Genomic DNA, 21,297 nt, shown 5'->3' on the forward strand with positions numbered 1-21,297 from the left:
ACCTGCACCGTCCGCCGTCAGCGGTCCGGCTCCCCACTCGCGCCCAACCCATCGATCCGCGAGAGGGAGCCGGACCACCCAGCAGAACAACCGCATACGCAAAACCGGACCACCCCTGCGCCTGGAAGCTACCGGGGTGGTCCGGCGGAGAGTCCATGATCAGGACCCCGGTGCCGATGGTACCGGGGTGGTTGTCGTGCTCGCTTCGACACCCGCCCGTTCCCAGATATGAGTTCAAGGAAAGGGATGGTGACGAGTGCGAGGCAGTTGCGGGGTGGTGGGTCCGGTGGTGGCGACCACCAGAGCCACAGCGCTTACGACACGCTGGTCGGCCACCGCGATACGGAAACCGACGCGGAGCGACCACGACGGCCTGAGCCACCGCGCGGCAGCAGCTGCTCCCCACCGGCCACGACCGAGCCGTTCGGTCTGCTCACGCACCCGCATCCGTGACGGCGACAGTACGGCGGCCGGCCACATCGAGCCGGGGCTGACGACCGACATGCCCCCGGCCGGGCACCCCTCCCCTCCCCGCTGGCCGTTGCTACGCGCACAACGACGATGGCCGCAGTCGGCAGATGGCCAGTCATGTAAACCGCTCTGCGTAGCCGTCCCTCGACGGCTGGCAGGTCGGGCCCGTGGTCCTGGGCGTGCCGCTGCGTCGGCGGGTTCGCAGCGATCGTCAGGCGCTCCGTGGGTGCTGTTCCGAGTGCTGACTGCGGTCCGTGGGCTGCTGGTGTGGGGTGGCGCGCTGAGTGGCACGGGGGCGCCGCTGAGCGGGGCGGCAGACAGGAGCGGGCGGCGGCCACGGGCCGCCAGCGCGCGCGGCCCGCGCAAGCGGGCCGCCTTGATCCAGTAAAGAAACTCTGAACAGCTCACACCAGAAGATCGCCGGAGGATCGCAATGCGGGGTGCACGCGACCAACGCGCAGACAACAAGGGGGCACTGGTGCTGACCGAGCAGGAGCGGGCGCTGCTGGCCGAGATCGCGGCTATGGCTGAGCGTCTGCGCGGTGAGCTGGAGGAGATTCGTGCGGAGGTGGCGGAGGTGGCGGAGATCAAGGAGGAGCAGACTACGGGTGCTGCCGCGCCTTCAGTTCGGCGACTTCCCGCTTGAGGGTCTGGACCTCCGCATTCAAGGTGCGGAGCTGGTCCCGGACCTCTAGAAGTGCCTCGGTGAGGGTCCCGGTGGGTTCTGTGCTCTCCGGGGCTTCGCCCGCTCGGATTGCCGACTCGGGCGACGTGTATTGCTTGATCTCGATCAGCTCGCCGCGTGGACCGATCGCATCGACTACGTAGCTGCCGCGCCCCTGCACGGTGTAGATCAAGCCCTCTTCGCGGAGCACACGAAGAGCGCTACGAGCGGTCATGTTGGCGATGCCGAACCGCTCTTGCAGCTCGCGGTGCGAGGGGAGCTGTTCCCCCGGCTTGAGCTTGCCCGCCTTGATCTCGGCCCGGATGGCCTCGGCTGCCTGCTGATACGGCGGGCGGGCGTCGTGCGTCGACGGCGTCATGGTCCCAGGGTAGCTGTGTTAGCCCACCTAACACACCCAGACCCTTGACGCGCTGAGGACTCCGGCACAGTGGACCGCTCGCTGCGCTGCTCCCACTGCACCGGACGCGGTTACCAGCGCGGCCCCGACGGCTTCCGGGACCTGTGCGGCGAGTGCGAGGGCACCGGCCAGTCCGAACCCATCGCGGACCTGCCCGTGCACAGCCACGTCCGCCAGATGATCCGCACCGCCTGGAACCTCGGCCACCTGCCCGAGTTCGCCGAACTCAAGCTCTGGAAGTGGGCCCACATGCTCGGCTTCCGAGGCCACTTCTCCAGCAAATCCCGCCGCTACTCCACCACCCTCGGCGCACTCCGCGACATCCGCCGCACCTGGCGCACCGAACAAGCACGCACCACAGACGACCGGCCCGAGCTGCCCGAGGACACCACCCTCGTCGTCTCGCACTGGCAATACCTGGCCTCCGGCTACAGCCCCGGCGAAGAACTCCTCGCCGCCCAGGTACGCCACGACATCGCCCAAGCACGCGACCACGCCGACCGCCGCAAGACAGAAGGGGACCCGTGGCTGTGATTCCGGGGCTGCTCAACGTGGACCAGGTCGCCACGCGCCTCCAGGTGAGCCGCTGGACGGTCTACAACCTCATCCGTTCCCGCGAGCTGGCCTCTCTGACCATCGGCCGCTGCCGACGCATCACCGAAACCGCACTGCACGACTACATCGCACGCCAGACCGAACGAGAGGCCGCCTGATGGGCAAGAAGAACGCGAACGGCGGGGGAAGCATCTACCAGCGCAAGGATGGGCGTTGGGAGGGCATCGCGTACGTCCTGACGGCCGACGGCACGCACAAGCGGCGCAGTGTCTACGGGAAGACCTGGGATGACGCCCACGACAAGCTGACCAGGCTCAAGGCCGACTCCAACAACGGACTTCCCGTCGCCACGAGCAAACAGAGCCTGGGCGACTTCCTGACGTACTGGCTGGCCAACGTCGCACGCATCAAGGTCCGTCCGGCCACGTACGCCGCTTATGACTCCCTCGTGCGGAACTACCTCGCTCCGGGCCTCGTGAAGAAGAAGCTGACGCGGCTCACTGCACGGGACATCCGGGCTTTCCTCGCCGCGACGGCGCGTACGTGCCAGTGCTGCGCTCAGGGGAAGGACAAGGCACGCCCGGAACGGAAACGCCGCTGTTGTGCGCTGGCCAAGTGCTGTAAGTCGTACCCGTCCGATCGGACCGTGCGGTTCCTCCTCGTGCTGCTGCGGGCCGCGCTGGAGCACGCGGTGCGCGAGGACGAGCTACCGCGCAACGTGGCCAAGAACGTCGAGGTGGGCATGGGCACGAAGCGCGAGATAGAGCCGCTGACCGTGAAGGAAGGGCGTCAGCTCCTGACGGCGGCGCGAGGTAACCGGCTCTGGGCGGTGTACGAGTTGGCCGTACGGATCGGTCTGCGGCGCGGTGAGGTCCTGGGTCTCCGGTGGAAGGACGTGGATCTGGCCGACGGGACGGTCACCATCCGGCAGACGCTCCAACGCGTTGGCGGTGAACTGCTGATCGCCGCCCCGAAGACTCAGAGGTCGGCCCGGCGGGTGGCGCTGCCCGCCGAGTGCGTGACGGCGCTCCGGGCGCGCCGTGCCCAGCAGCGCGGGGACCGGCTCGCAGCAGGAGACACCTGGAAGGGCAACGGCAGCGATCTTGTCTTCACCACGAAGAACGGGACACCGATCGAGCCGCGCAACCTGAACCGCGCCTTCACCCTCCTGTGTGACAAGGCAGGCGTCCGACACGTCCGCTTCCATGACCTGCGGCATACCTGCGCGTCCCTGCTCCACGAGCAGGGAGCCGATGCCCGAATGATCATGGAAGTCCTCGGGCACAGCTCGATCCGCGTGACGATGGACATCTACACCTTCGTCCGGCTGGACTCGCAGCGCTCCGCCTTCGACCGCGTCGGTGATGCCCTGCGTGACGGCGACGGCCCGGACGATGACGACGGCGCGGGTGGTGCACTGGTCGCCGTCTGATCGAGGCGCGCGGCGGTTGCCGTCAACGACCACCGTCAACGGCCAACGCAAGAGGCCCCTTCCATCACTGGAAGGGGCCTCTGGGCTGGTGCGCGCTCGGCAGGATTCGAACCTGCAACCTCTTGATCCGTAGTCAAGTGCTCTATCCGTTAAGCTACGAGCGCTTGGCTTCCCGGCGGTTTTTCTTGCCGGTCGGCTTTGCGGGGACAACATTACATGACCTGCGCCGTCAGGCGAAATCCGTTTCCCTCACCCCCACTGACCTGCGAAAACTCCATTTTCGGGGGCTTGCGGGGTTGCTCTCGCGAGGCCTCCTGGAGTCCGCCTTCGCGTCGCGAGGCGCTTGAGGAGCGAGGGTGATTGCCACGGAAAGTCGCGAGAAAGTCACCTTGCGTGACGCTCGCTCACGATGGGGTTGCGTGATCATTCACGGCGGGCCCGGGAACGACACAGGGGGCCCGCGCTCAAGGCGCGGGCCCCCTGTCGGAGAGCGGAGGCTGAGGGATTTGAACCCTCGATGGGCTTTAAGGCCCAAACCGCATTAGCAGTGCGGCGCCATAGACCAGACTAGGCGAAGCCTCCAACACGCCGGGTCGCTCGCGCGAGCGCGAGGTGGCGTGTGCAGATGATGTCACAGCCCAGTGGGATGTCACCAATCGCGGACTACGGTACTCGGCGGGCGGGGCCCATCGCAAAGCCCTCATAGGGGGTGAGGGGAAGCGCGGCCCGTACGGCGGAGCGCACTCCTTATGGCCGAGGGGAGCCCTTACGGCGAGCACAGCCCCTTACGGCGGAGCAACGCGCGCGGCGGCGGCGCGTTAGACGGGGCGGGGGCAGCGCGCCCCCGACTGATCACACCGGGAGTGCCCCATGGCCCTGCTGCACCGCCTCGCCGTCACCGCCGCGCTGACGACCGCCGCCGCCGCGGGCGCGCTGGCCCCCGCCGCGGCCACGCCGCTGCCGCTGCCCCTGCCGTTCGACGGGGAGAGCGCCGACCGACTTGTGATCACCGTGAGTGAGACGGGTGAGGCCGACGACGCCGCGACGTTTGTACTGAACTGCCACCCGACCGGCGGTACGCACCCCCGGGCGCGGGCCGCGTGCAGGCAGCTGGACGCGCAGACCGTATGGGGCCGGGATCCGTTCGCGCCGGTGTCGCCGGACGCGATGTGCACCGGGCAGTACGGCGGGCCGGCCACGGCTCGGGTGACGGGGCACTGGGCGGGGCGTCCCGTCAACGCCTGGTTCAACCGCACCAACGGGTGTGAAATCGCCCGATGGAATCGGTTCTCCGTCGTTTTGCGCACGCCTGGGAGCTGACCTGGGGATTAGGCCGGGAGTGAGAGGAGAAGAGCCCGGTGAAGTTTGTCCGGGCGTGCGTCGAGACGCGTACGTCGCACTGCGACCTCCCTCTCATCCGCCGTCGCGTCCGGCGCTGGTGCCCGTAGACTCCTCTAGAGACACTCCGCAGATGGGACGGCAGAATGACCGCGGGTGTCAGCAAGGTGCGGTAGTCAGGGAGGAAGCGTCGTCGTGAGCAGCAGGCCATCCCGAGGCGCTGCTCGCCTCGCGGCGATACTCGACGCCCTCCCGGACGCGCTGTTGCTGGTCAACTGCAACGGCACGATCGTCAACGCCAACCACCACGCGCTGGAGTCCTTCGAGGCTCCGGGCACCGCCCTGGTCGGCCGTGGTCTGCTCGATCTGCTTCCCTCCTTCGATCCCAATCGCATTCCCGGTTCGATGCGGCGCCCCGACGTGTCGCAGGGGGACGGCAGCAAGCCGACCCGGATGATGGCCCGGCGCACCGACGGGGCGCAGTTCCCCGTCGAGGTGACCAGCGCGAATCTGGAGGACGGGCGGACTCCGTACGCCGATCAGTACAGCTACACCGGCGATGAGCTGCTGATGCTCATCGTGCGCGACCTGACCGGGACGCTCGACACCGAGGCCGAACTCGCCCGTCAGCAGCGCCAGACCGAGATGATCCTGCGCGCGGCGGCGGAGGGCGTGGTCGGCGTGGACACCGAGGGCAAGGTGGTCCTCGTCAACCCGTCCGCCGCGCAGATCCTCGGCTACCGGGCCAGCGACATGGGCGGTCAGGAGCTTCACTCTCTTGTACACCACTCGCGCCCGGACGGTTCCCCCTTCCCGTACGAGGAATCGCCCCTCGCCGACACCCTGCGCTCCGGCCGCAAGCACCGGGTGCGCGGCCAGGTGCTGTGGGCGAAGGACGGCAGCCAGGTCCCGGTCGATCTGACCACCGCGCCCGTCCGCGACGGCGAGCAACTGGTCGGCGCCGTGCTGACCTTCACCGACCGGCGGGCCGAGAAGGCCATGGCGGCCAAGCACGCCGAGGAGGTCGAGAGCCTCACCACCCGGCATACGGAGAAGGTCGAGAGCCTCACCACCCAGCACGCCGAGGAGCTGGAGGGGCTCACCACCCAGCACACCAAGGCCCTGGAGGAGCTGCGGGCGCAGCTCGCCGAGGAGCGCGCGCGGTACGCGGCACAGCTGGAGTCCGTCACGGCCCGGAACGGCCAGCTGCTCGCCGTGCTGGACCAGTCCCTGCGCGGCCCGCTGCTGCAACTGCGCAGTGAGCTCGGCGTGCTCGCCGACGACCCGGCCGGGCAGCTGTGGCCCGAGGCCAACCAGATCCTGCACCACCTCGCCGCCGGCTACACCCGGATGACCACGCTCGTCGACAACGTCCTGAGCTATCAGCGGCTCGACTCGAGCGGCGACGAGCTGGTCCGCCGTACGGTCTCGATGGACGAGGTCGTATCGGCCGCTGTCGAGGGCGCGGTCGAGCTGATCGGCCCGGGGCGCGCGCAGTTCGCCGTGCACGCCCCGCCGATCGACGCCGAGGTGGACGCGGAGCGGCTCGCCCAGGCACTCGCCCATCTGATCGCGGACGTGGCCGGGGTCGACTCCACCGGCAACGCCGCCTCGGGCGTCACGGCGAGCGACTCGACGATCGTGGTCGCGGCGGCTCAGCGCGGCGATGTCGTACGGATCGAGGTCCGCGGGCCGTACGCGGGCGGCGACCCGGTGCACGAGCCGATCGTGCGCGGGATCGTGCGCCTGCACGGGGGCGTGCTCCAGACCCATGAGATGCCGGGCATGGGCGGGCACGCGTACGTCCTGGAGGTGCCGATCTCGGCGGCGGCCGCCGCCGAGCAGGAGGGCATGGACGCCGACGCCGCCGGACCGGGCGACGGTACGCAGGGACAGGGCACCTCGGGCACGGGTGCCGGTACGGGAACCGGCGCGGGTACGGGTACCGGCGCGGGTACGGGTACCGGCGCGGGTACGGGTACCGGCGCGGGTACGGGTACCGGCGCGGGTACGGGTGCCGGTACGGGAACGGCGGGCGGCAACGCCTCCGGCCAGACCCCGACCGGACGCCGCGCCCGGCACGGAGCGGCCCCCGGCGACACGCCCGGCGACACCGTCGGCGGCGGTACGCAGGGGAACGGCACGCACGGCAACGGCACTCAGGGCGGTACGCCTCCGCCCAACCTCCGTAAGGCCGACCCGCGTACGGCCGATCCCCATACGGCCGGCCCGCGCGCCGTCGCTCCGCAGGGTGCGCCGGGTGCGCCCGCGCCCGCCGCACTGCCCGCGGTCGTCGGCGAGAGTGCCGCGGCCCAGCAGCAGAACGCGGCCGAGTCCGCGAACCCGCCACGGCCCACCGGGCGGCGCAGGGCGCGCCCCCACCCCGACGAGGACCCGGCGGCGGCCGCGGCCGCGAACCCCGGCCAGAACGCCGAGGGAGCCGCGGCCGGCAGCCATCGCCACGCGCGCGGCGGCGCACCGGAAGCGGCCGGTCCGCAGCCGACGGGCCCCGCCGCCATGGGCGTTGTGCCGCCTCAGGGCATCCCCGCCCAGCAGCAGCCCCAGGGCCGCCGGGCCCGGCGCGGCGCCCCGGCGCAGGAGGCGGGCGGCCCTCAGACCGCCGGTGCCCCCGCCCCCGCGCAGGGTGCGGGGGGCCGACCTGCCCTCGCCCTGCCCGCGGCCTCTTCCGACACCCCCCAGCAGCCAGCCCAGCCCGCCGCGTCGGGCATGCCCGCGCTGCCCGCCGCACGCGCCCCCGAGGACCAGCAGCCCAACTGGGGCCAGGACACCAGCGGCGGCCAACCGCAAGAGGTCCCGCCCACCGGACGGCGCCGCGCCCGGCGGCCGCTCGCCGAGGAACAGCCGGAGGGGCCCCAGGCCCCGGCACAAGCCCCTGGCCGGCCGCAGCCCGCGGGGGATCCCGGACTCGTCCGCTCCCCCTTCGCGCTGCCTCCGGCCGCCGCCGACCGGGCACAGCCCGGCGCGCTGCCGCCCGAGCTCGGCCCGGCCGGGCTCGTCCCCGCGCAGCACGGCCCCCGCGAGGCGCGGGGCGGCGCGCCCCAGCCGCAGCAGGGCGGGGGCCTGGCCGTACGAGGCGAGCCCGTACCGCCCAACGGCGCGGCGCGCCCCGGTGGCTGGCCGTCCGACCCCGCTCAGGGCCAGGGCCAGGACCCGCGCCGGTCTCAGCCCCAGCCGCAGGGCCAAGGCCCCCAGCCCGCAGCGCCGGGCATGCCCGCGCTGCCCGCCGCCCGCACCCCCGAGGACCAGCAGCCCAACTGGGGCCAGGACACCAGCGGCGGCCAACCGCAGGAGGTCCCGCCCACCGGACGGCGCCGCGCCCGACGGCCGCTCGCCGAGGAACAGCCGGAAGGGCCCCAGGCCCAGGCACAAGCCCCAGGCCGGCCGCAGCCCGCGGAGACCAGCGGGCGCCCACCCGCCCCGCAGCCGGCGCAGCCCCCCGCGCAGTGGCCCGACGCGCCCGCGCAGCCCCGTCCGCAGCCGCTGCCCGCCGAGGCCCCGCCGAACGCCGACACCACCCAGGGGCGCGCGTTCAGCGTGCGCACCCTGGGCCAAGGGGTGCCGTTCGCCCAGCAGGTGGGGGAGCAGCCCCAGGGTCGGCCCGCACAAGGCCAGCCGCAGGGCCGCCCGCCGCAGGGTCAGCCGCAGACTCCCTCCGGAGGCACCAGCACGGGGGGCGGCAGGCGGCGCAAGCTGGCCGCCCGGCCCGAGATGACGGACCAGGGCGGCTCGGCCGAACTTCAGCCGGCCGGCAACCGGGCGCATCCGCACACCGGACCGCAGCCCCGCACCGGCCAGCCCGCGCACGGCGGCCAGCAGCCCCACACCGGACCGCAGCCGCACCCCGGACCGCAGACCGGCGCCCAGCCCCGCCCCCAGCCCGGGCCGGGGGCGCAGCCGCAGCGTGCGGTGGGCGCGTCGCAGGGCTCCGGCCGCACGTTCGCCATCGGCGCGCCGGACGAGGGCGCCGAGGGGCCGGAGCCGCTGGACGGGCCCAACGGCGCCGTCGAGATCGTCGACGACCGCACCCCGCCGCCCGACGACGAGCTGCCGCCGGAGCCGCTGGACAACCCGCGCCGCCTCCTGGTGTGGCCCGCGCCGGACATGTCCACCCAGCAGGCGCTGAGCGACCGCGGCTACCGTCCGGTGATCGTGAACTCCCGTGAGGAGGTGGACGCGCAGATCGCCGCGTACCCGGCGGCGCTGTTCGTCGACCCGCTGACCGGGCCGATCACCCGGACCGCGCTCCAGTCGCTGCGTACGGCGGCGGTCGCCGCCGAAGTGCCGGTGCTGGTGACCGCCGGGCTCGGCCAGGCGACGCGCGAGGCGGCGTACGGCGCCGACCCGGCCGTCCTGCTCAAGGCGCTCGCGCCGCGCGACAGCGAGCAGCATCCGTCGCGCGTGCTGCTGATCGAGGAGCACGAGCCGATCGCGATGGCGCTGACGGCGACGCTCGAGCGGCGCGGGATGCAGGTCGCCCGCGCGGCGACGGACGCGGACGCGGTCTCGCTCGCGGCCCAGATGCGGCCGAACCTGGTGGTGATGGACCTGATGCAGGTACGCCGCCGGCGGGCCGGGATCGTCGACTGGCTGCGCGGCAACGGGCTGCTCAACCGCACCCCGCTGGTCGTCTACACCTCCGCGGACATCGACCCGGCGAATCTGTCCCGGCTGGCCGCGGGCGAGACGGTGCTGTTCCTCGCGGAGCGCTCGACGAGCGCGGAGGTGCAGTCTCGGATCGTGGACCTGCTGGCCAAGATCGGCACCAACTGACGCCCGCGGCCCCCGCCGGTCACGTCTGACGCCCGGGGCCCGCACCGGTTACGTCTGACGCCCGCGCACCGGTCACGTCTGACGCCCGCGGCGGCGCACCGGTTGCGTACGGCCGCCGTAAGGAGACATCCGCCTCCTTACGGTGGCCGCGGTGCCCACAGGGCTCCCTTACGGTGGCCATGTTTCCGAGCGGTGGCCACGTTTCCGACGCGCCCCCGGAACCAGGCGTTCCTCAGCCCAGGGTGGTCACATCCAGGTCCCCGTCCGCGTACTGCTTTCGGATGACCTTCTTGTCGAACTTCCCCACGCTCGTCTTCGGCACCGCCGGGATCACCGCCCAGTGCTCCGGCAGCTGCCAGCGCGCGACCCGTTCGGCGAGGAAGGCCCGCAGACCCTCGTAGCCGACCGTGGCGCCCTCCGTCAGGACCACCGTGGCCAGCGGCCGCTCGCCCCACTTCTCGTCCGGCACGGCCACCACCGCCGCCTCGGCGACCTCCGGGTGGCCCATCAGCTGGTTCTCCAGCTCGACCGAGGAGATCCACTCACCGCCGGACTTGATGACGTCCTTGGCCCGGTCCGTCAGCGTCAGATAGCAGTCGGGGCTGATGGTGCCGACGTCACCGGTCTTCAGCCAGCCGTCCTCGGTGAACTTGTCCTCGGGGCGGAACGGCTCGCCGTCCGCCCCTCCGTAGTACGCGCCCGCGATCCACGGACCGCGTACCTCCAGCTCACCCGGCGTCTTCCCGTCCCACGGCACGAGTTCGCCGTCCGCCGAGATCAAGCGGCACTCGACGGAGGACGGGAAGCGGCCCTGCGTCAGCCGGTACGGCCAGGCTTCGTCCGCCGGGAGGCCGCCCGGCGGATGGGCCACGGAGCCGAGCGGAGAGGTCTCCGTCATGCCCCAGGCGTGGACGACGTGGATGCCGTGGCGCTCCCCGTACGCCTTCATCAGGGAGGGCGGACAGGCCGCGCCGCCGATGAAGACGTTCCGCAGACAACTCACCTCCCGAGGCCTCGCGTCGAGCTCGGCGAGCAGCCCCTGCCAGACGGTGGGGACGGCGGCGGCGATGGTGGGACGCTCGCGTTCGATCATCTCGGCGAGCGGCTCGGGCTGGAGGAAGCGGTCGGGCATGAGCATCGAGGCACCCGCCATGAAGGCGGCGTGCGGGGTGCCCCACGCGTTGGCGTGGAACATGGGCACCACCGGCAGCAGGATGTCGCCCCCGGACATCCCGAACGACTCGGCGGTGTTGACCTGCATCGAGTGCAGATAGATGGAGCGGTGGCTGTAGGCCACGCCCTTGGGGTGCCCGGTCGTACCCGAGGTGTAGCAGAGGGCCGCTGCCTGGCGCTCGTCGATCTCCGGCCAGGCGTAACGCTGCGGCCGCCCCTCGATCAGCTCCTCGTACTCATGCACCCGGGCGGCGCAGCCGTCCAGGACGGAACGGTCACCGGGGCCCGCGACCACGATGTGCTTCACGGTGGTGAGGGTGGGGAGGAGCGGGGCGAGCAGCGGCAGTACGGAGCCGTTGACGATGATCACGCGGTCGGCGGCGTGGTTCACGATCCAGCCGAGCTGATCGGCGGGCAGCCGGAGGTTGAGGGTGTGCAGCACGGCGCCCATGGAGGGGACCGCGAGATACGCCTCCAGGTGCTCGCAGTTGTTCCACATCAAGGTGGCCACGGCCTGCCCCGGCTCGACCCCGAGCTCATCGCGCAGCGCGTTCGCCAACTGGGTCGACCGCACCCCCACCTCGTGGAAGCTGCGTCGCTGGGGCTCGCCCTCCCCGGTCCAGGTGGTCACATGGGCCGTGCGGCCGTGCACGAGGGTCCCGTGTACGAGGATGCGGGTCACGGTCAGCGGTACGTCCTGCATCGTGCTGAGCACCGGGGCCTCCAGGGGTTCCGGTTACGCGCGGGTAAGAGGTTCCGCCGATTCTGCAACCGACCATCTGGTATGTCACTACCCCCGGACCCGTCGGTCCCCCTGCCGTCTCCCCTGCTGTTTCGCCTGCCGTTTCCCCTGCTGTTTCCGCGGTCGTTTCCCCGCCGTTTCGCCGGTCAGCCCCCGTCGGCCGCCATCGCGTCGATCAGGCGATCAGGCCGCGTGACCGAGTTCCGGGTCTTCCCGGAGCTTGCCGAGGGCGCGCGAGACCGCGCTCTTGACGGTGCCGACGGACACCCCGAGCACCTCCGCCGTCTGCGCCTCGCTCAGGTCCTCGTAGTACCTGAGGACGACCATCGCCCGCTGACGGTCCGGCAGCCGCAGTACGGCCCGCCACAGCGCGTCCCGGAGCACCTGCCGTTCGGCGGGGTCCGGCGCGGGCACCGCCTCGGGCTCGGGCAGCTCCTCGCAGACGAATTCGTCGATCTTGCGCTTGCGCCACTGCGAGGTCCGGGTGTTGACCAGGGCGCGCCGCACATAGCCGTCCAGCGCGTTGTGGTCCTCGATGCGCTCCCACGCCAGGTACGTCTTGGTGAGCGCGGTCTGTAGCAGATCCTCCGCGTCGCACGCGTTGGAGGTCAGCGAGCGGGCGGTGCGCAGCAGCACGGGCCCCCGCGCCCGTACGTACGAGGTGAACGACGGGAACGCGGCGGCGGAGACGCCTGTGCACACGGTCGTGGTCATGGCTCAACGCTAGGAGCGAGCAGGTCGGAGCGGATCGGCCATAAGTGCCGAAGGGCAGTCAGCCTCAGGTTGTACGGGTGGTGCCAGCACCACCTCCTGCGGGGGGAGGGGGCGGTCGGAGGGTCAGGGTTCTTCCCGAGGGCGACCCCGAGTTCTTCCCCAGGCGGCCCCGCGCTCTTCGTGAGGGCGACCCCACGTTCTTCCCGAGGGCCCGCCGAAGTTCTTCCCGAGGACGGCTCCACGGGTGCTCACTTGATGATCGCGACCGGTGCGTCCACCTTGTTGCGGTCGATGCGCAGCTTCCGGCCGCCGTGCGTCACATCGACGTTGCCCCGGTACTGGTGGATGCGGCGGTGCGGATTCCACGCGCTCTTGGCCAGCGTCGACTCCCCGTACAGCGACGGCTTCCCGTTCCAGCGCGCGAACCACATCACGGAGGGCAGGTCGTGGACCCCGGCCCGGCGGGCCTGCTCCACATGGCGCACCCCGGACTCGGCGCTGCTGTAGAAGCCGGGGAAGAAGCCGCGCGAGCGGACCTCGCGGTTCCAGCCGCGGATGAAGGAGAGGGTCTTGGCCGCGCAGCTCGTCCGCTTCAGGTCGTACGCCTCCATGTCGAGGTAGAGCGCGCTGCGCTTCTTCAGGGAGAGCGCCTTGGCGCGCGCCACCGCGTCCTTGCCCTCCGCCTGCCCCTGGGAGAACGGCTTGCTGCCGATGGGCACGTGCTTCTTGTTGGTGTTGCGGACACAAGGCGACTGGGATCCGACGAAGATGGGCAGCACCTGCCACTTCATGCTCTTGACGCCGCGCATCCAGGAGACGGTGAGGTTGGGCTGGCTGGCGCAGGCCCGGCCGCGGCCCGCGTAGTAGACGCCGACGGCGCGGTAGCGGGAGCTGTTCCACGCGCGCAGGGTGGCGAGGGACGGCGCGTGGCAGGTGTCGAAGGCCCAGCCCTTGAAGACCTTGGCGCCCAGGGGGCGGGGGTCGGGCAGGACCTCCGCCGAGGCGGCGGGGGTGGCACCGGCGATCGCGGTGGCCAGGGCCGCGGCCAGACCGGTGGCCCAGCCCGTGAGCTGCCATCTGTTCTGCTTACTTCGGGTCATATGACGAGTGAAAGTGGACCTCGGCGGCCCGATACCGTCGACACGCGCGCGAGTCAGCCGTCTGCGCCGAGGAGAAGCCCGGATGTCGGTACCCCGGTGCCCGCGGTGACCAGGGTGCGGGCGGCGCCCGGCACCTGGTTGACGGAGCTGCCGCGGATCTGGCGGACGGCCTCGGCGATCCCGTTCATCCCGTGCAGATACGCCTCACCGAGCTGACCGCCGTGGGTATTGAGCGGCAGCGCGTCCTCGGCGACGAATCCGGCCGCCTCGCCGCGCCCGCAGAAGCCGAACTCCTCCAACTGCATCAGCACGAACGGCGTGAAGTGGTCGTAGAGGATGGCCACGTCGATGTCGGCCGGGGTCAGCCCGCTGCCGCGCCACAGCTGACCGGCGACCACCCCCATCTCGGGGAGGCCGGTCAGATCGTCGCGGTAGAAGCTCGTCATCTGCTCCTGGCCGCGGCCCGCGCCCTGCGCCGCGGCCGTGATCACGGCGGGCGGTCGCGGCAGGTCACGCGCCCGCTCCACGCCGGTCACCACGATCGCCTGGCCGCCGTCCGTCTCCTGACAGCAGTCGAGCAGCCGCAGCGGCTCGACGATCCAGCGGGAGGCGGCGTGCTCGGCGAGGCTGATCGGCTTGCCGTGGAAGTACGCGGCCGGATTGGTGGCCGCGTGGCGGCGGTCGGTGACGGCCACATGGCCGAAAACCTCCGGCGTCAGCCCATAGGCGTACAGATAGCGCTGGGCGGCCATGGCGACCCACGATGCCGGGGTCAGCAGCCCGAACGGCAGCGACCAGCCGAGCGCGGCTCCCTCGGCGGACGGCTCGCGGTGCTGTACGCCGGAGCCGAAGCGGCGCCCGGAGCGCTCGTTGAACGCGCGGTAGCAGACGACGACCTCGGCGACGCCGGTCGCGACGGCGAGCGCGGCCTGCTGCACGGTGGCGCAGGCAGCGCCGCCGCCGTAGTGGACGCGCGAGAAGAAGGTGAGATCGCCGATGCCGCACGCCTGCGCCACGGTGATCTCGGGGCTGGTGTCCATGGTGAAGGTGACCAGCCCGTCCACGTCGGCCGGGGCGAGGCCGGCGTCGTCCAAGGCCGCCTGGACGGCCTCGACGGCCAGCTTCAGCTCGCTGCGGCCCGAGTCCTTGGAGAACTCGGTGGCGCCGATGCCGACGATGGCGGCCCGGCCGCCCAGGGTGTCCGGCTTGCGGGCGCTCATCGGGGGGTGTCCGGGGTGGTGGGGGTGCTGGGGGTGAGGGCGGTGGTGGTCTTTGGGGCGGTGGCGGTCTTTGGGGCGTCGCTGGGGAGCCGCACCGTGACCGTGCCGGTCACATGGTGGCCGATGCCGTTCTTACCGATGACGGCGACCTCCGCCATACCCTCCGCGACCGAGGTGACCTGGCCGGTCAGCACCATCTCATCACCCGGGTAGTTGGGCGCCCCGAGCCGGATCGCGACCTTACGGAGCCGGGCCCGCGGCCCGAAGTGATCGGTGATGTACCGGCCGACCAGCCCATTGGTGGTGAGGATGTTCATGAAGATGTCCGGGGAGCCCTTCTCCTTGGCCGCCTCGGCGTCGTGGTGCACATCCTGGTAGTCCCGGGACGCGAGGGCACCGGCGACGATCAGGGTCCGGGTGATCGGGATGCGCAGTGGGGGCAGCTCATCGCCCGTACGCACCGTCATACGACCGCCTCCTCGCATCATCGGTTACGCCTCCGCGCCCCGGAACACCGGTAGCTCCAGCTCCTCGTCCACGCGCAGGAACTCCAGCTCGACGGGCATGCCGATGCGCACCTTGTCGTACGGCACCCCGGTGATGTCGCTGACCATCCGCACGCCCTCCGCGAGCTCGACCAGGGCCACCGCGTAGGGCGGGTCGAAGGCGGGGAAGGGCGGATGGTGCATGACCACATAGCTGAACACCGTGCCGGCGCCGGACGCCTCGAACGCCTCCCACCGCTGGGAGCCGCACGCCCCGCACCCCGGCAGCCAGGGGAAGCGCGGGGTGGCGCAGTCCAGGCAGCGCTGGATGAGCAGCTGATGCCGGGCGACGCCCTCCCAGAAACCGGCGTTGTCGCGGTTGATGACGGGGCGAGGGCGGCGGGGACGGTCGGCGGCCGGTTCCGGCTTTCGCGTCGGTTCCGGCTCCGGCTCCGCCGCTTTCTTGGGCCGCGCCGGTGCGTACTTGAGGATGCGGAAGCGGTGGGTGCCGACCAGTTCCCCAGCCCCGGCCCTGTCCCCGTCCCCGTCCCCGCCCCTGTCACCGGCGCGGACGTTCATGCGGGTGGTGACGAAGTACCCGGTGCCCAGCTTGGTGGTCTTGCGCGGTGACACCGACTCGATGACCGCGTCGAAGGTGACCAGGTCGCCGGGGCGCAGCGGCCGCAGGTACTCCTGCTCGCAGTCGGTGGCCACCACCGAGGTGCAACCCGCGTCGTCGAGCAACGCCAGCAGCTCGTCGTACGCCTCGGAGCGGGCCGAACCGCCGGGGTGCCCGGCCAGCCCGCCCATCGTCCACGCTTGGAGCATCGTGGGCGGTGCGACAGCCGGATACGCGGGGTTGGTGTCACCCATCGCCTCGCACCAGTGCCTGATCATGGGCTCGTTGACGGGGTCCCTGCCCACGCCGCCGCTCGCGGCCGTCCGCCCCTCGTACGCCTTCAGCCGTCCGTACAGCTCGTCCGGGTCAACGTCCAGGTCATCACGCGTCATCGCTTCCCCTGCCGCATGTCTGCCGTAGAAAGCAATCTGACTATCCGTCAGATAAATCGACGCTGTCAAGAACAACGCTGAAGCACGGCATGACGCACGGTCGCGCGATGGCGTTGCTACGCCATCGCGCGACCGTACGACCTCACCCGTCCCGTTTCGCTCAATGAATCACCACAGCTCGCTCAGATCGATCGGACATCGCACCGCTTCCGCGTTCCCGCATTCCCCGCGCCCCGCGTTCCCCGTGTTTCCCCTACGGGCGCTCGCGGGGGCGGGGGCTCGCGATGGCGGTGACCTGCCCCCGTGCGAGCGGGTCAGATCCCAGCAGCCGCGCCCCACGCTGGACACGGAGAACGGCCCGGACGCGGAGAACGGTGACGCGGCGAAGGTGCGACCAGGGCCCGTCCGGATGTCCGCCATCTCAATTCCTCCGATCCTCCGACTCTCCGACTCCCGCGGCCTCCCCGATGCTCGGAAGGGGCCGCGAAAGCAGAGTTGCCCACCGATTCCCGGACGATGCGCGCGGGCCACTGGAATTACCACGCAAGCATGATGAACCTGTTTTAAACACCCCATGCACCCCCACTCCGCGCGTCGCACCGGTGCGCCCCGCGCACCGCCCCACCCGGCCATAGGGCGAGCCTTACGAGAGATTCCGTTCCGCACAATTTCGGCCATCCTCGGCGACTTGCCGGGCCCTCTTCCCATTACCGAACACTTGTCCGAAAATGAGTGACATGGCGAACCCCTCACTCGCCCATGCTCTTGCCCACGCCCTGACCGCCGCGGCCCACGGTTTCCGCGTGATCCCGCTGACCCGCGCGAAGCTGCCCGCCGTGCGCTCCCCGCACCACCACGACCCCGCGCCGCTGCCGTGCCATGGCGAATGCGGGCGGCTGGGCCACGGGGTCCATGACGCCTCGGCGGACCCGGACGCGATCCGCGCCCTGTTCGCCGCCGCCCCCTGGGCCACCGGCTACGGCATCGCCTGCGGATGCGCCCCGTACCACCTCATCGGCATCGACCTCGACCTCAGGGGCGTGCGGCCCGGTGAGCCGGGAGCCCCCGGCAGGCCCCAGGGGCCCGGGGGAGCGGGCGACACGGACGGTCGGGCCGAGAGGCCGAAGAGGACCGGGACGGCCAAGAGAGCCGAGAGGCCCGAGAGGCCCGGAACCGCCGGGGCGACCGAGGCGGCCGGGGCGACCGAGGCGGCCGGGAGTCCCGATGGAAACCGTAAGGACGGCACGAACGGTCTGGCCGCCCTCGCCCGGCTGGCCCGCGAGCACGCCTTCGCCATCCCCCGTACGGTCACCGTGCTCACCCCGAGCGGCGGCCGCCATCTGTGGCTGTGCGGCCCGCCCGGACTCGCCGTCCCCAACTCCGCCGGCCGTCTGGCCCCCGGCATCGACATCCGTGGACTGGGCGGCTATCTGGTCGGCCCCGGCTCCTACGCCTCGCACGGCAGCTATCGCCTCGCACCCGGCTCCCCCGCCTGGGCCCCGGCCCCCGTACCGTCCGCCCTGTTGCGCCTGCTCACGCCCCCGCGCCCGGCCCCGCCCCGCTCGTACCGCCCCGGCCCGCCGTTCGCCGATCCGCATCCGGCGGCCCTGGAGGGGCTCGTACGGTTCGTCCGCGCCTCACGGGAGGGCCAGCGCAACGGCCGGCTGTTCTGGGCCGCCTGCCGCGCCTACGAGGCGGGCGCGGGGCCGGAGTTGGCCCCCGCCCTGATCGAGGCCGCGCTCGACACCGACCTGCCCCCGCGCGAGGCCCGCGCCACCGTCGCCTCCGCGGCCCGCAGCGCCGCCCGCCACCTCCAGCCCCCGGACGAGGAGCCCCCGGACGCGTGTGCCTGACGCCTGGCCTGATGCCCGGTATGACCCCTGGGCGGGATGAACGGAGCAGAGGCGCCAGACGTATCGCAGGACGCCAGAGGCGGCGCGATCCAGCGGTACACGGACGGTGACCCGTGCGCTACGGGAACGAGGAGCACTATCGTGACCACGCGACGAGGCGCTCCGCACAGGAGCCGGAAGGCGCAGCAACCGGAAGGCGCAGGGACCGAAACGCGTAGGAACCAGGCGGCGCGGCGACCGAACGGCGCAGGAGCCACACGCCCACTCGCCGGTGCTTCCGCCCCCGAGGCGGACAGTAAGGGATTCCCGCTCTCCCCGCGATCGGTGCCCGGTGACCGGCGCTTCGGCACCGGTGCTCCGTGACCGGCGCCCGGTGACCGGCCGACCGCCTCCGGCGCACCGGCACCGAGGCGCGATCAGGGGGGAGCATTGCACGAGCTCTACGCACAGGGGTGGTTCGCGGACGCCGCGTTACCCATAGGTGTCTGCGCGCTGGTCACGTGGATCTCACTGGTCCACCGTTTCGCCGACAAGGGCCGTTTGCTGGGGACCGTAAGGTCCGCGTCGCTGTGCTGCGGAATCATCGCCTGCACCTGCGCGGCGGCGCTGCTCACCATCGCCCTGCTGTTGCCGCACGCCGCCGATGTGCCACCCGCCGTGGCCGCTGCCGCCGCGGGCGGGGCCCTGGCGCCTCGCGTCCGTCAGCAGCAGAACCAGCAGTCCACACCGCCCTTCGTGGCCGTGATCACGCTGGGCATCGCGGTGCTGCTGAGCGAGCTGGAGCGGCGGCTGGTCCACGACATGTACCTCCACTGCCACCGCCTGGTCAGGGACTTCGAGAACGTGGCCCAGCTGCGCATGTTCGCCTTCGAGGCCCGCCTCCACCTGCGCGGCTGCACCCCCGCCACCAAGGACAGGACGACGATCAACACCCTGTACGAGGAGGTGGAACAGCTCCTGGACGACGCGGCCAAGGTCGAGGCCGACATCGAGGCGAAATGCCGGCAGCGCGAGGTCCAGGAGTTCCCGCCGGAGCTGCACGCCCCGACCCGGGAGGAGTCGGAGGACCGCCGTCAGACCCTGGCGATGGCCATGGACGCCTGCGTACGCATGCTGGAGTTCGGCTACCGCACCGGGAAGCGGAGCGGCGACCGCGAACTCGCGCGGCTACGGGACGAGGCACTGGCGGTACGCCCCCTCGCCACGACGGGCACCTCGCACCCCTGACGTGACGCCGCACACCGCACGCCACGACGACGCCCGTCAGGGACGCACCGCCCGCACCCCGCGCGCCCCACGCACCTCGATGCCTTCAAGGAGCGTAGACAAAGGCATCGGAACCATCGCCAAGCCCATGCAGCCCATGCGGCCGCCGAGCCGCGTCCTCCTTGGGCTCCACAAAACTGATCTTGATGTCCAGCTCCAGCGCGTCGGCCACGGCAGCGAGGCTGCGCAGCGTCAGATTCTCGTCCCCGGACAGGATTTGGCTCACTCTCCCCGGGCTGACGTCCATGAGCCGGGCGAGGTCAGTGCGGCTCATGCCACGTTTGCCCAGCAACCCGGCCACCTCCACCGTCGCCTGACGCGCCAACCGCGCCCCCGAGTGGTCGGCGGCCTCCGCCTTCGCACCTTTGCTCTTCCACGGCACGCTCAATCAACCTCCCTGCGCATGGTGCCGACCTCGGGCTTCGAACGCCCTCACTCAGAGCTTCCCACCTTTAGCTACAACTAAAAGCCCACTTCCCGCCTTCCCACCCATCACCGACCCCCCAAACAGCCGATCCCATGGCCCTGACCTGCCCCAACACCCCACCCGCAGCTTTTCGGCCAGATCTGCCCACTCACCAGTCCCACCGAACGGACGACGGCCCCCGTCCCCCGCCTCTACCATCCGCACCGTGCAGATCGACGAAGCAAGGGAACTCGTTGACGAAGCCCCCTACGTACGCTTCCAGAGCCCGGTCCGGAACGAGCGCGGCCACTTCTCCGGGGTGTTCGGCCTGGTCAACGGCCTGGCACGAAACGGAAAGCTGAGCGCTGAGCAGGAACGCTTCCGACGGGCCAACAATGACTGGTACAACGCGGCCTATCCAGATCCCTCGACCGTGGATCCGACGGTCTACGACCACGAGCTCCACCCCGGCGCGGCGGCCTGGTTCAAGCCCACGTCCCAGGACCTGATCAAGCGGGTGGACGGCTACCTGGAGATCCTTGCCGCTCATGGCATCGAGTGCCGGATGATCCGGTCGTCGAATCCGGGGAGGGTCGTCTACGAGGACGCATACCAGATCGTCGTGGTGCCGCACGAGTTCTCCCTCGCCCTGTCGCCGGTGGGAGCGGCCGCGGCCGCCGAGGGCACCCTGACCGTCGGCCTGGCCACCCACACCAACCCCAGCGGCTGCTACACGACGAACGTCTGGCCCATGATCGTGACCAACAACACCGACCAGGTCGCCACGGTCTATAACCTCCCGAACTGCCAGGGGCTCGCGATCGGTCAGGTCCGGCCGAACGAGTCCAGCGTCTTCGAGTTCGGCACCAGCGTCTCCATCTCCTGACGCCCGGGGTACGGGAGCGGACTGCTCCGTGGAGGGGTGCCCCTTGAACCATGGGCACCCCTTCTGACAGCTACGCGCACGCGAGCCGGGGAGCAGGTGCTCATATGCTCCGGCTTCGGATGTCGCGGGCCATCGCCTCGATCGTCGCTGTCATGTTGCGCCGGAGTTGGTCCAGCCGTCCTTGCAGGAGCGCCGCGGCGTTCTCAGGGTCGGCCCGCACCGCCGCGCGGGCTCCGCTGTCACCCGGTCCATGGATGAACGACTGACGGACCACTGTCTGAACCTGCCGTGCACCGGGCCGTAGATCGTAAGTCCAGGTGGCGAAATGCTCCTCGGTTCCCGGGGAGCCCCCGAACACCCTCCAGCCGAACGAGTACGGCCGGTCCGCCGCGACGACCACGCATACGACCTGGGTGACAAGCCCGTTGGGGAACCGGTTGCGGGCCTCGAAGCGCGCTCCGACCGCTGGTTCGCGCCAGCCGTCCAGCCAGCCCGCGTAGGTGCACTCCGGGCTCCAGTCACCGATCCGCGAGAGGTCTGTGATCGCCTCCCAGAGCTGGTCCACCGTCGCGTCGACGGATAGTTCGACCTCCGCACGGGCGCCAGTCACGCCGAAATCATGATCCATACGAGGGCAGACCGACCAGACGCCGAAAACTCATCGCAGCCCCTCCGGCCCAGAAAGCCCCCACAGCAGCCCCGGCCAAGGACACCCCGCCGTGCGGACCTTCCCGGCCCGACTGGAGAGTGCCCCAGCGGTTCGCCGCGGCCA

The 21,297-nt window shown here is 71.3% G+C and carries 16 protein-coding genes, 2 tRNA genes and 2 pseudogenes; 9 read left to right on the forward strand and 11 right to left on the reverse strand.

Annotated elements, in window-relative coordinates:
- Nucleotides 1-949 precede the first annotated feature (949 nt).
- The gene (locus KHP12_RS26340; RefSeq protein WP_167442637.1) at nt 950-1,117 is read left to right on the forward strand and encodes a hypothetical protein; all 168 of its coding nucleotides are present in this window, start codon (nt 950-952) and stop codon (nt 1,115-1,117) included.
- Here KHP12_RS26340 and KHP12_RS26345 read toward each other — a convergent pair.
- Nucleotides 1,074-1,514, reverse strand: a complete 441-nt coding sequence (locus KHP12_RS26345; RefSeq protein ID WP_086883791.1) for a GntR family transcriptional regulator — start codon at nt 1,512-1,514, stop codon at nt 1,074-1,076. The genes KHP12_RS26340 and KHP12_RS26345 overlap by 44 nt on opposite strands.
- Nucleotides 1,515-1,565: 51 nt before the next feature.
- Here KHP12_RS26345 and KHP12_RS26350 point away from each other — a divergent pair.
- The 3 genes and pseudogenes from KHP12_RS26350 to KHP12_RS26360 form a co-directional block, all read left to right on the forward strand.
- Nucleotides 1,566-2,087, forward strand: a pseudogene (locus KHP12_RS26350) (replication initiator); the annotation flags it as partial.
- A complete protein-coding gene (locus tag KHP12_RS26355; protein ID WP_372455229.1) occupies nt 2,078-2,266 on the forward strand; it encodes a helix-turn-helix domain-containing protein in 189 nt (62 codons plus the stop codon). The pseudogene KHP12_RS26350 and the gene KHP12_RS26355, both read left to right, overlap by 10 nt.
- Complete coding sequence (locus KHP12_RS26360; RefSeq protein WP_086883789.1) at nt 2,266-3,540, forward strand: site-specific integrase; 1,275 nt, start codon at nt 2,266-2,268, stop codon at nt 3,538-3,540. The genes KHP12_RS26355 and KHP12_RS26360 overlap by 1 nt, the downstream gene beginning before the upstream one ends.
- A 91-nt stretch (nt 3,541-3,631) precedes the next feature.
- Here KHP12_RS26360 and KHP12_RS26365 read toward each other — a convergent pair.
- Both KHP12_RS26365 and KHP12_RS26370 read right to left on the reverse strand, forming a co-directional pair.
- Nucleotides 3,632-3,704 (reverse strand) — tRNA-Arg (locus tag KHP12_RS26365).
- A 327-nt stretch (nt 3,705-4,031) separates the two neighbouring features.
- A tRNA-Ser gene (locus tag KHP12_RS26370) sits at nt 4,032-4,122 on the reverse strand.
- Nucleotides 4,123-4,410: 288 nt separating this feature from the next.
- Here KHP12_RS26370 and KHP12_RS26375 point away from each other — a divergent pair.
- Both KHP12_RS26375 and KHP12_RS26380 read left to right on the forward strand, forming a co-directional pair.
- On the forward strand, nt 4,411-4,860 hold the full coding sequence (locus KHP12_RS26375) for an SSI family serine proteinase inhibitor (protein WP_086883788.1): 450 nt from the start codon (nt 4,411-4,413) through the stop codon (nt 4,858-4,860).
- A gap of 213 nt (nt 4,861-5,073) precedes the next feature.
- Complete coding sequence (locus tag KHP12_RS26380) at nt 5,074-9,669, forward strand: hybrid sensor histidine kinase/response regulator (RefSeq protein WP_211833841.1); 4,596 nt, start codon at nt 5,074-5,076, stop codon at nt 9,667-9,669.
- Between the two features lie 232 nt (nt 9,670-9,901).
- Here the strand turns inward: KHP12_RS26380 and KHP12_RS26385 are convergent, their stop codons facing one another.
- The 6 genes from KHP12_RS26385 to KHP12_RS26410 all read right to left on the reverse strand — a co-directional run bounded on the left by KHP12_RS26385 (nt 9,902) and on the right by KHP12_RS26410 (nt 16,114).
- On the reverse strand, nt 9,902-11,557 hold the full coding sequence (locus KHP12_RS26385) for a long-chain fatty acid--CoA ligase (protein WP_086885861.1): 1,656 nt from the start codon (nt 11,555-11,557) through the stop codon (nt 9,902-9,904).
- 210 nt (nt 11,558-11,767) lie between these two features.
- The gene (locus tag KHP12_RS26390; RefSeq protein ID WP_037957571.1) at nt 11,768-12,298 is read right to left on the reverse strand and encodes a SigE family RNA polymerase sigma factor; all 531 of its coding nucleotides are present in this window, start codon (nt 12,296-12,298) and stop codon (nt 11,768-11,770) included.
- Nucleotides 12,299-12,546: 248 nt separating this feature from the next.
- Nucleotides 12,547-13,398: a DUF1906 domain-containing protein gene (locus tag KHP12_RS26395; RefSeq protein ID WP_210609520.1), complete on the reverse strand. Its 852-nt coding sequence runs from the start codon at nt 13,396-13,398 to the stop codon at nt 12,547-12,549.
- Between the two features lie 53 nt (nt 13,399-13,451).
- Complete coding sequence (locus KHP12_RS26400) at nt 13,452-14,618, reverse strand: lipid-transfer protein (protein ID WP_086879596.1); 1,167 nt, start codon at nt 14,616-14,618, stop codon at nt 13,452-13,454.
- The gene (locus KHP12_RS26405; RefSeq protein ID WP_245010127.1) at nt 14,615-15,085 is read right to left on the reverse strand and encodes a MaoC family dehydratase; all 471 of its coding nucleotides are present in this window, start codon (nt 15,083-15,085) and stop codon (nt 14,615-14,617) included. The genes KHP12_RS26400 and KHP12_RS26405 overlap by 4 nt, the downstream gene beginning before the upstream one ends.
- A gap of 24 nt (nt 15,086-15,109) precedes the next feature.
- Entirely contained in the window at nt 15,110-16,114 is a 1,005-nt protein-coding gene (locus KHP12_RS26410; RefSeq protein WP_210609522.1) for a bifunctional MaoC family dehydratase N-terminal/OB-fold nucleic acid binding domain-containing protein, read from the reverse strand.
- Nucleotides 16,115-16,851: 737 nt separating this feature from the next.
- On the opposite strand from KHP12_RS26410, the gene KHP12_RS26415 reads away from it, so the two are divergent.
- Together KHP12_RS26415 and KHP12_RS26420 are read left to right on the forward strand one after the other, a co-directional pair.
- Nucleotides 16,852-17,967 carry a bifunctional DNA primase/polymerase gene (locus KHP12_RS26415; protein WP_210609524.1) on the forward strand — a complete coding sequence of 372 codons (1,116 nt, stop codon included), beginning with the start codon at nt 16,852-16,854 and terminating at the stop codon, nt 17,965-17,967.
- 429 nt (nt 17,968-18,396) lie between these two features.
- The gene (locus tag KHP12_RS26420; protein WP_086884722.1) at nt 18,397-19,194 is read left to right on the forward strand and encodes a hypothetical protein; all 798 of its coding nucleotides are present in this window, start codon (nt 18,397-18,399) and stop codon (nt 19,192-19,194) included.
- Between the two features lie 85 nt (nt 19,195-19,279).
- Here KHP12_RS26420 and KHP12_RS26425 read toward each other — a convergent pair whose 3' ends face one another.
- On the reverse strand, nt 19,280-19,615 hold the full coding sequence (locus KHP12_RS26425; RefSeq protein WP_037957566.1) for a helix-turn-helix domain-containing protein: 336 nt from the start codon (nt 19,613-19,615) through the stop codon (nt 19,280-19,282).
- Between the two features lie 256 nt (nt 19,616-19,871).
- Between KHP12_RS26425 and KHP12_RS26430 the strand changes: the two are divergent.
- Nucleotides 19,872-20,273 (forward strand): annotated as a pseudogene (locus tag KHP12_RS26430) (hypothetical protein); the annotation flags it as partial.
- Nucleotides 20,274-20,625: 352 nt separating this feature from the next.
- On the opposite strand, the gene KHP12_RS26435 reads toward KHP12_RS26430, so the two are convergent.
- The gene (locus tag KHP12_RS26435) at nt 20,626-21,135 is read right to left on the reverse strand and encodes an SRPBCC family protein (protein ID WP_167442698.1); all 510 of its coding nucleotides are present in this window, start codon (nt 21,133-21,135) and stop codon (nt 20,626-20,628) included.
- Between the last annotated feature and the right edge of the window lie 162 nt (nt 21,136-21,297).

It is taken from the genome of Streptomyces asiaticus (genome assembly GCF_018138715.1).
Taxonomy (GTDB): Bacteria; Actinomycetota; Actinomycetes; order Streptomycetales; family Streptomycetaceae; genus Streptomyces; species Streptomyces asiaticus.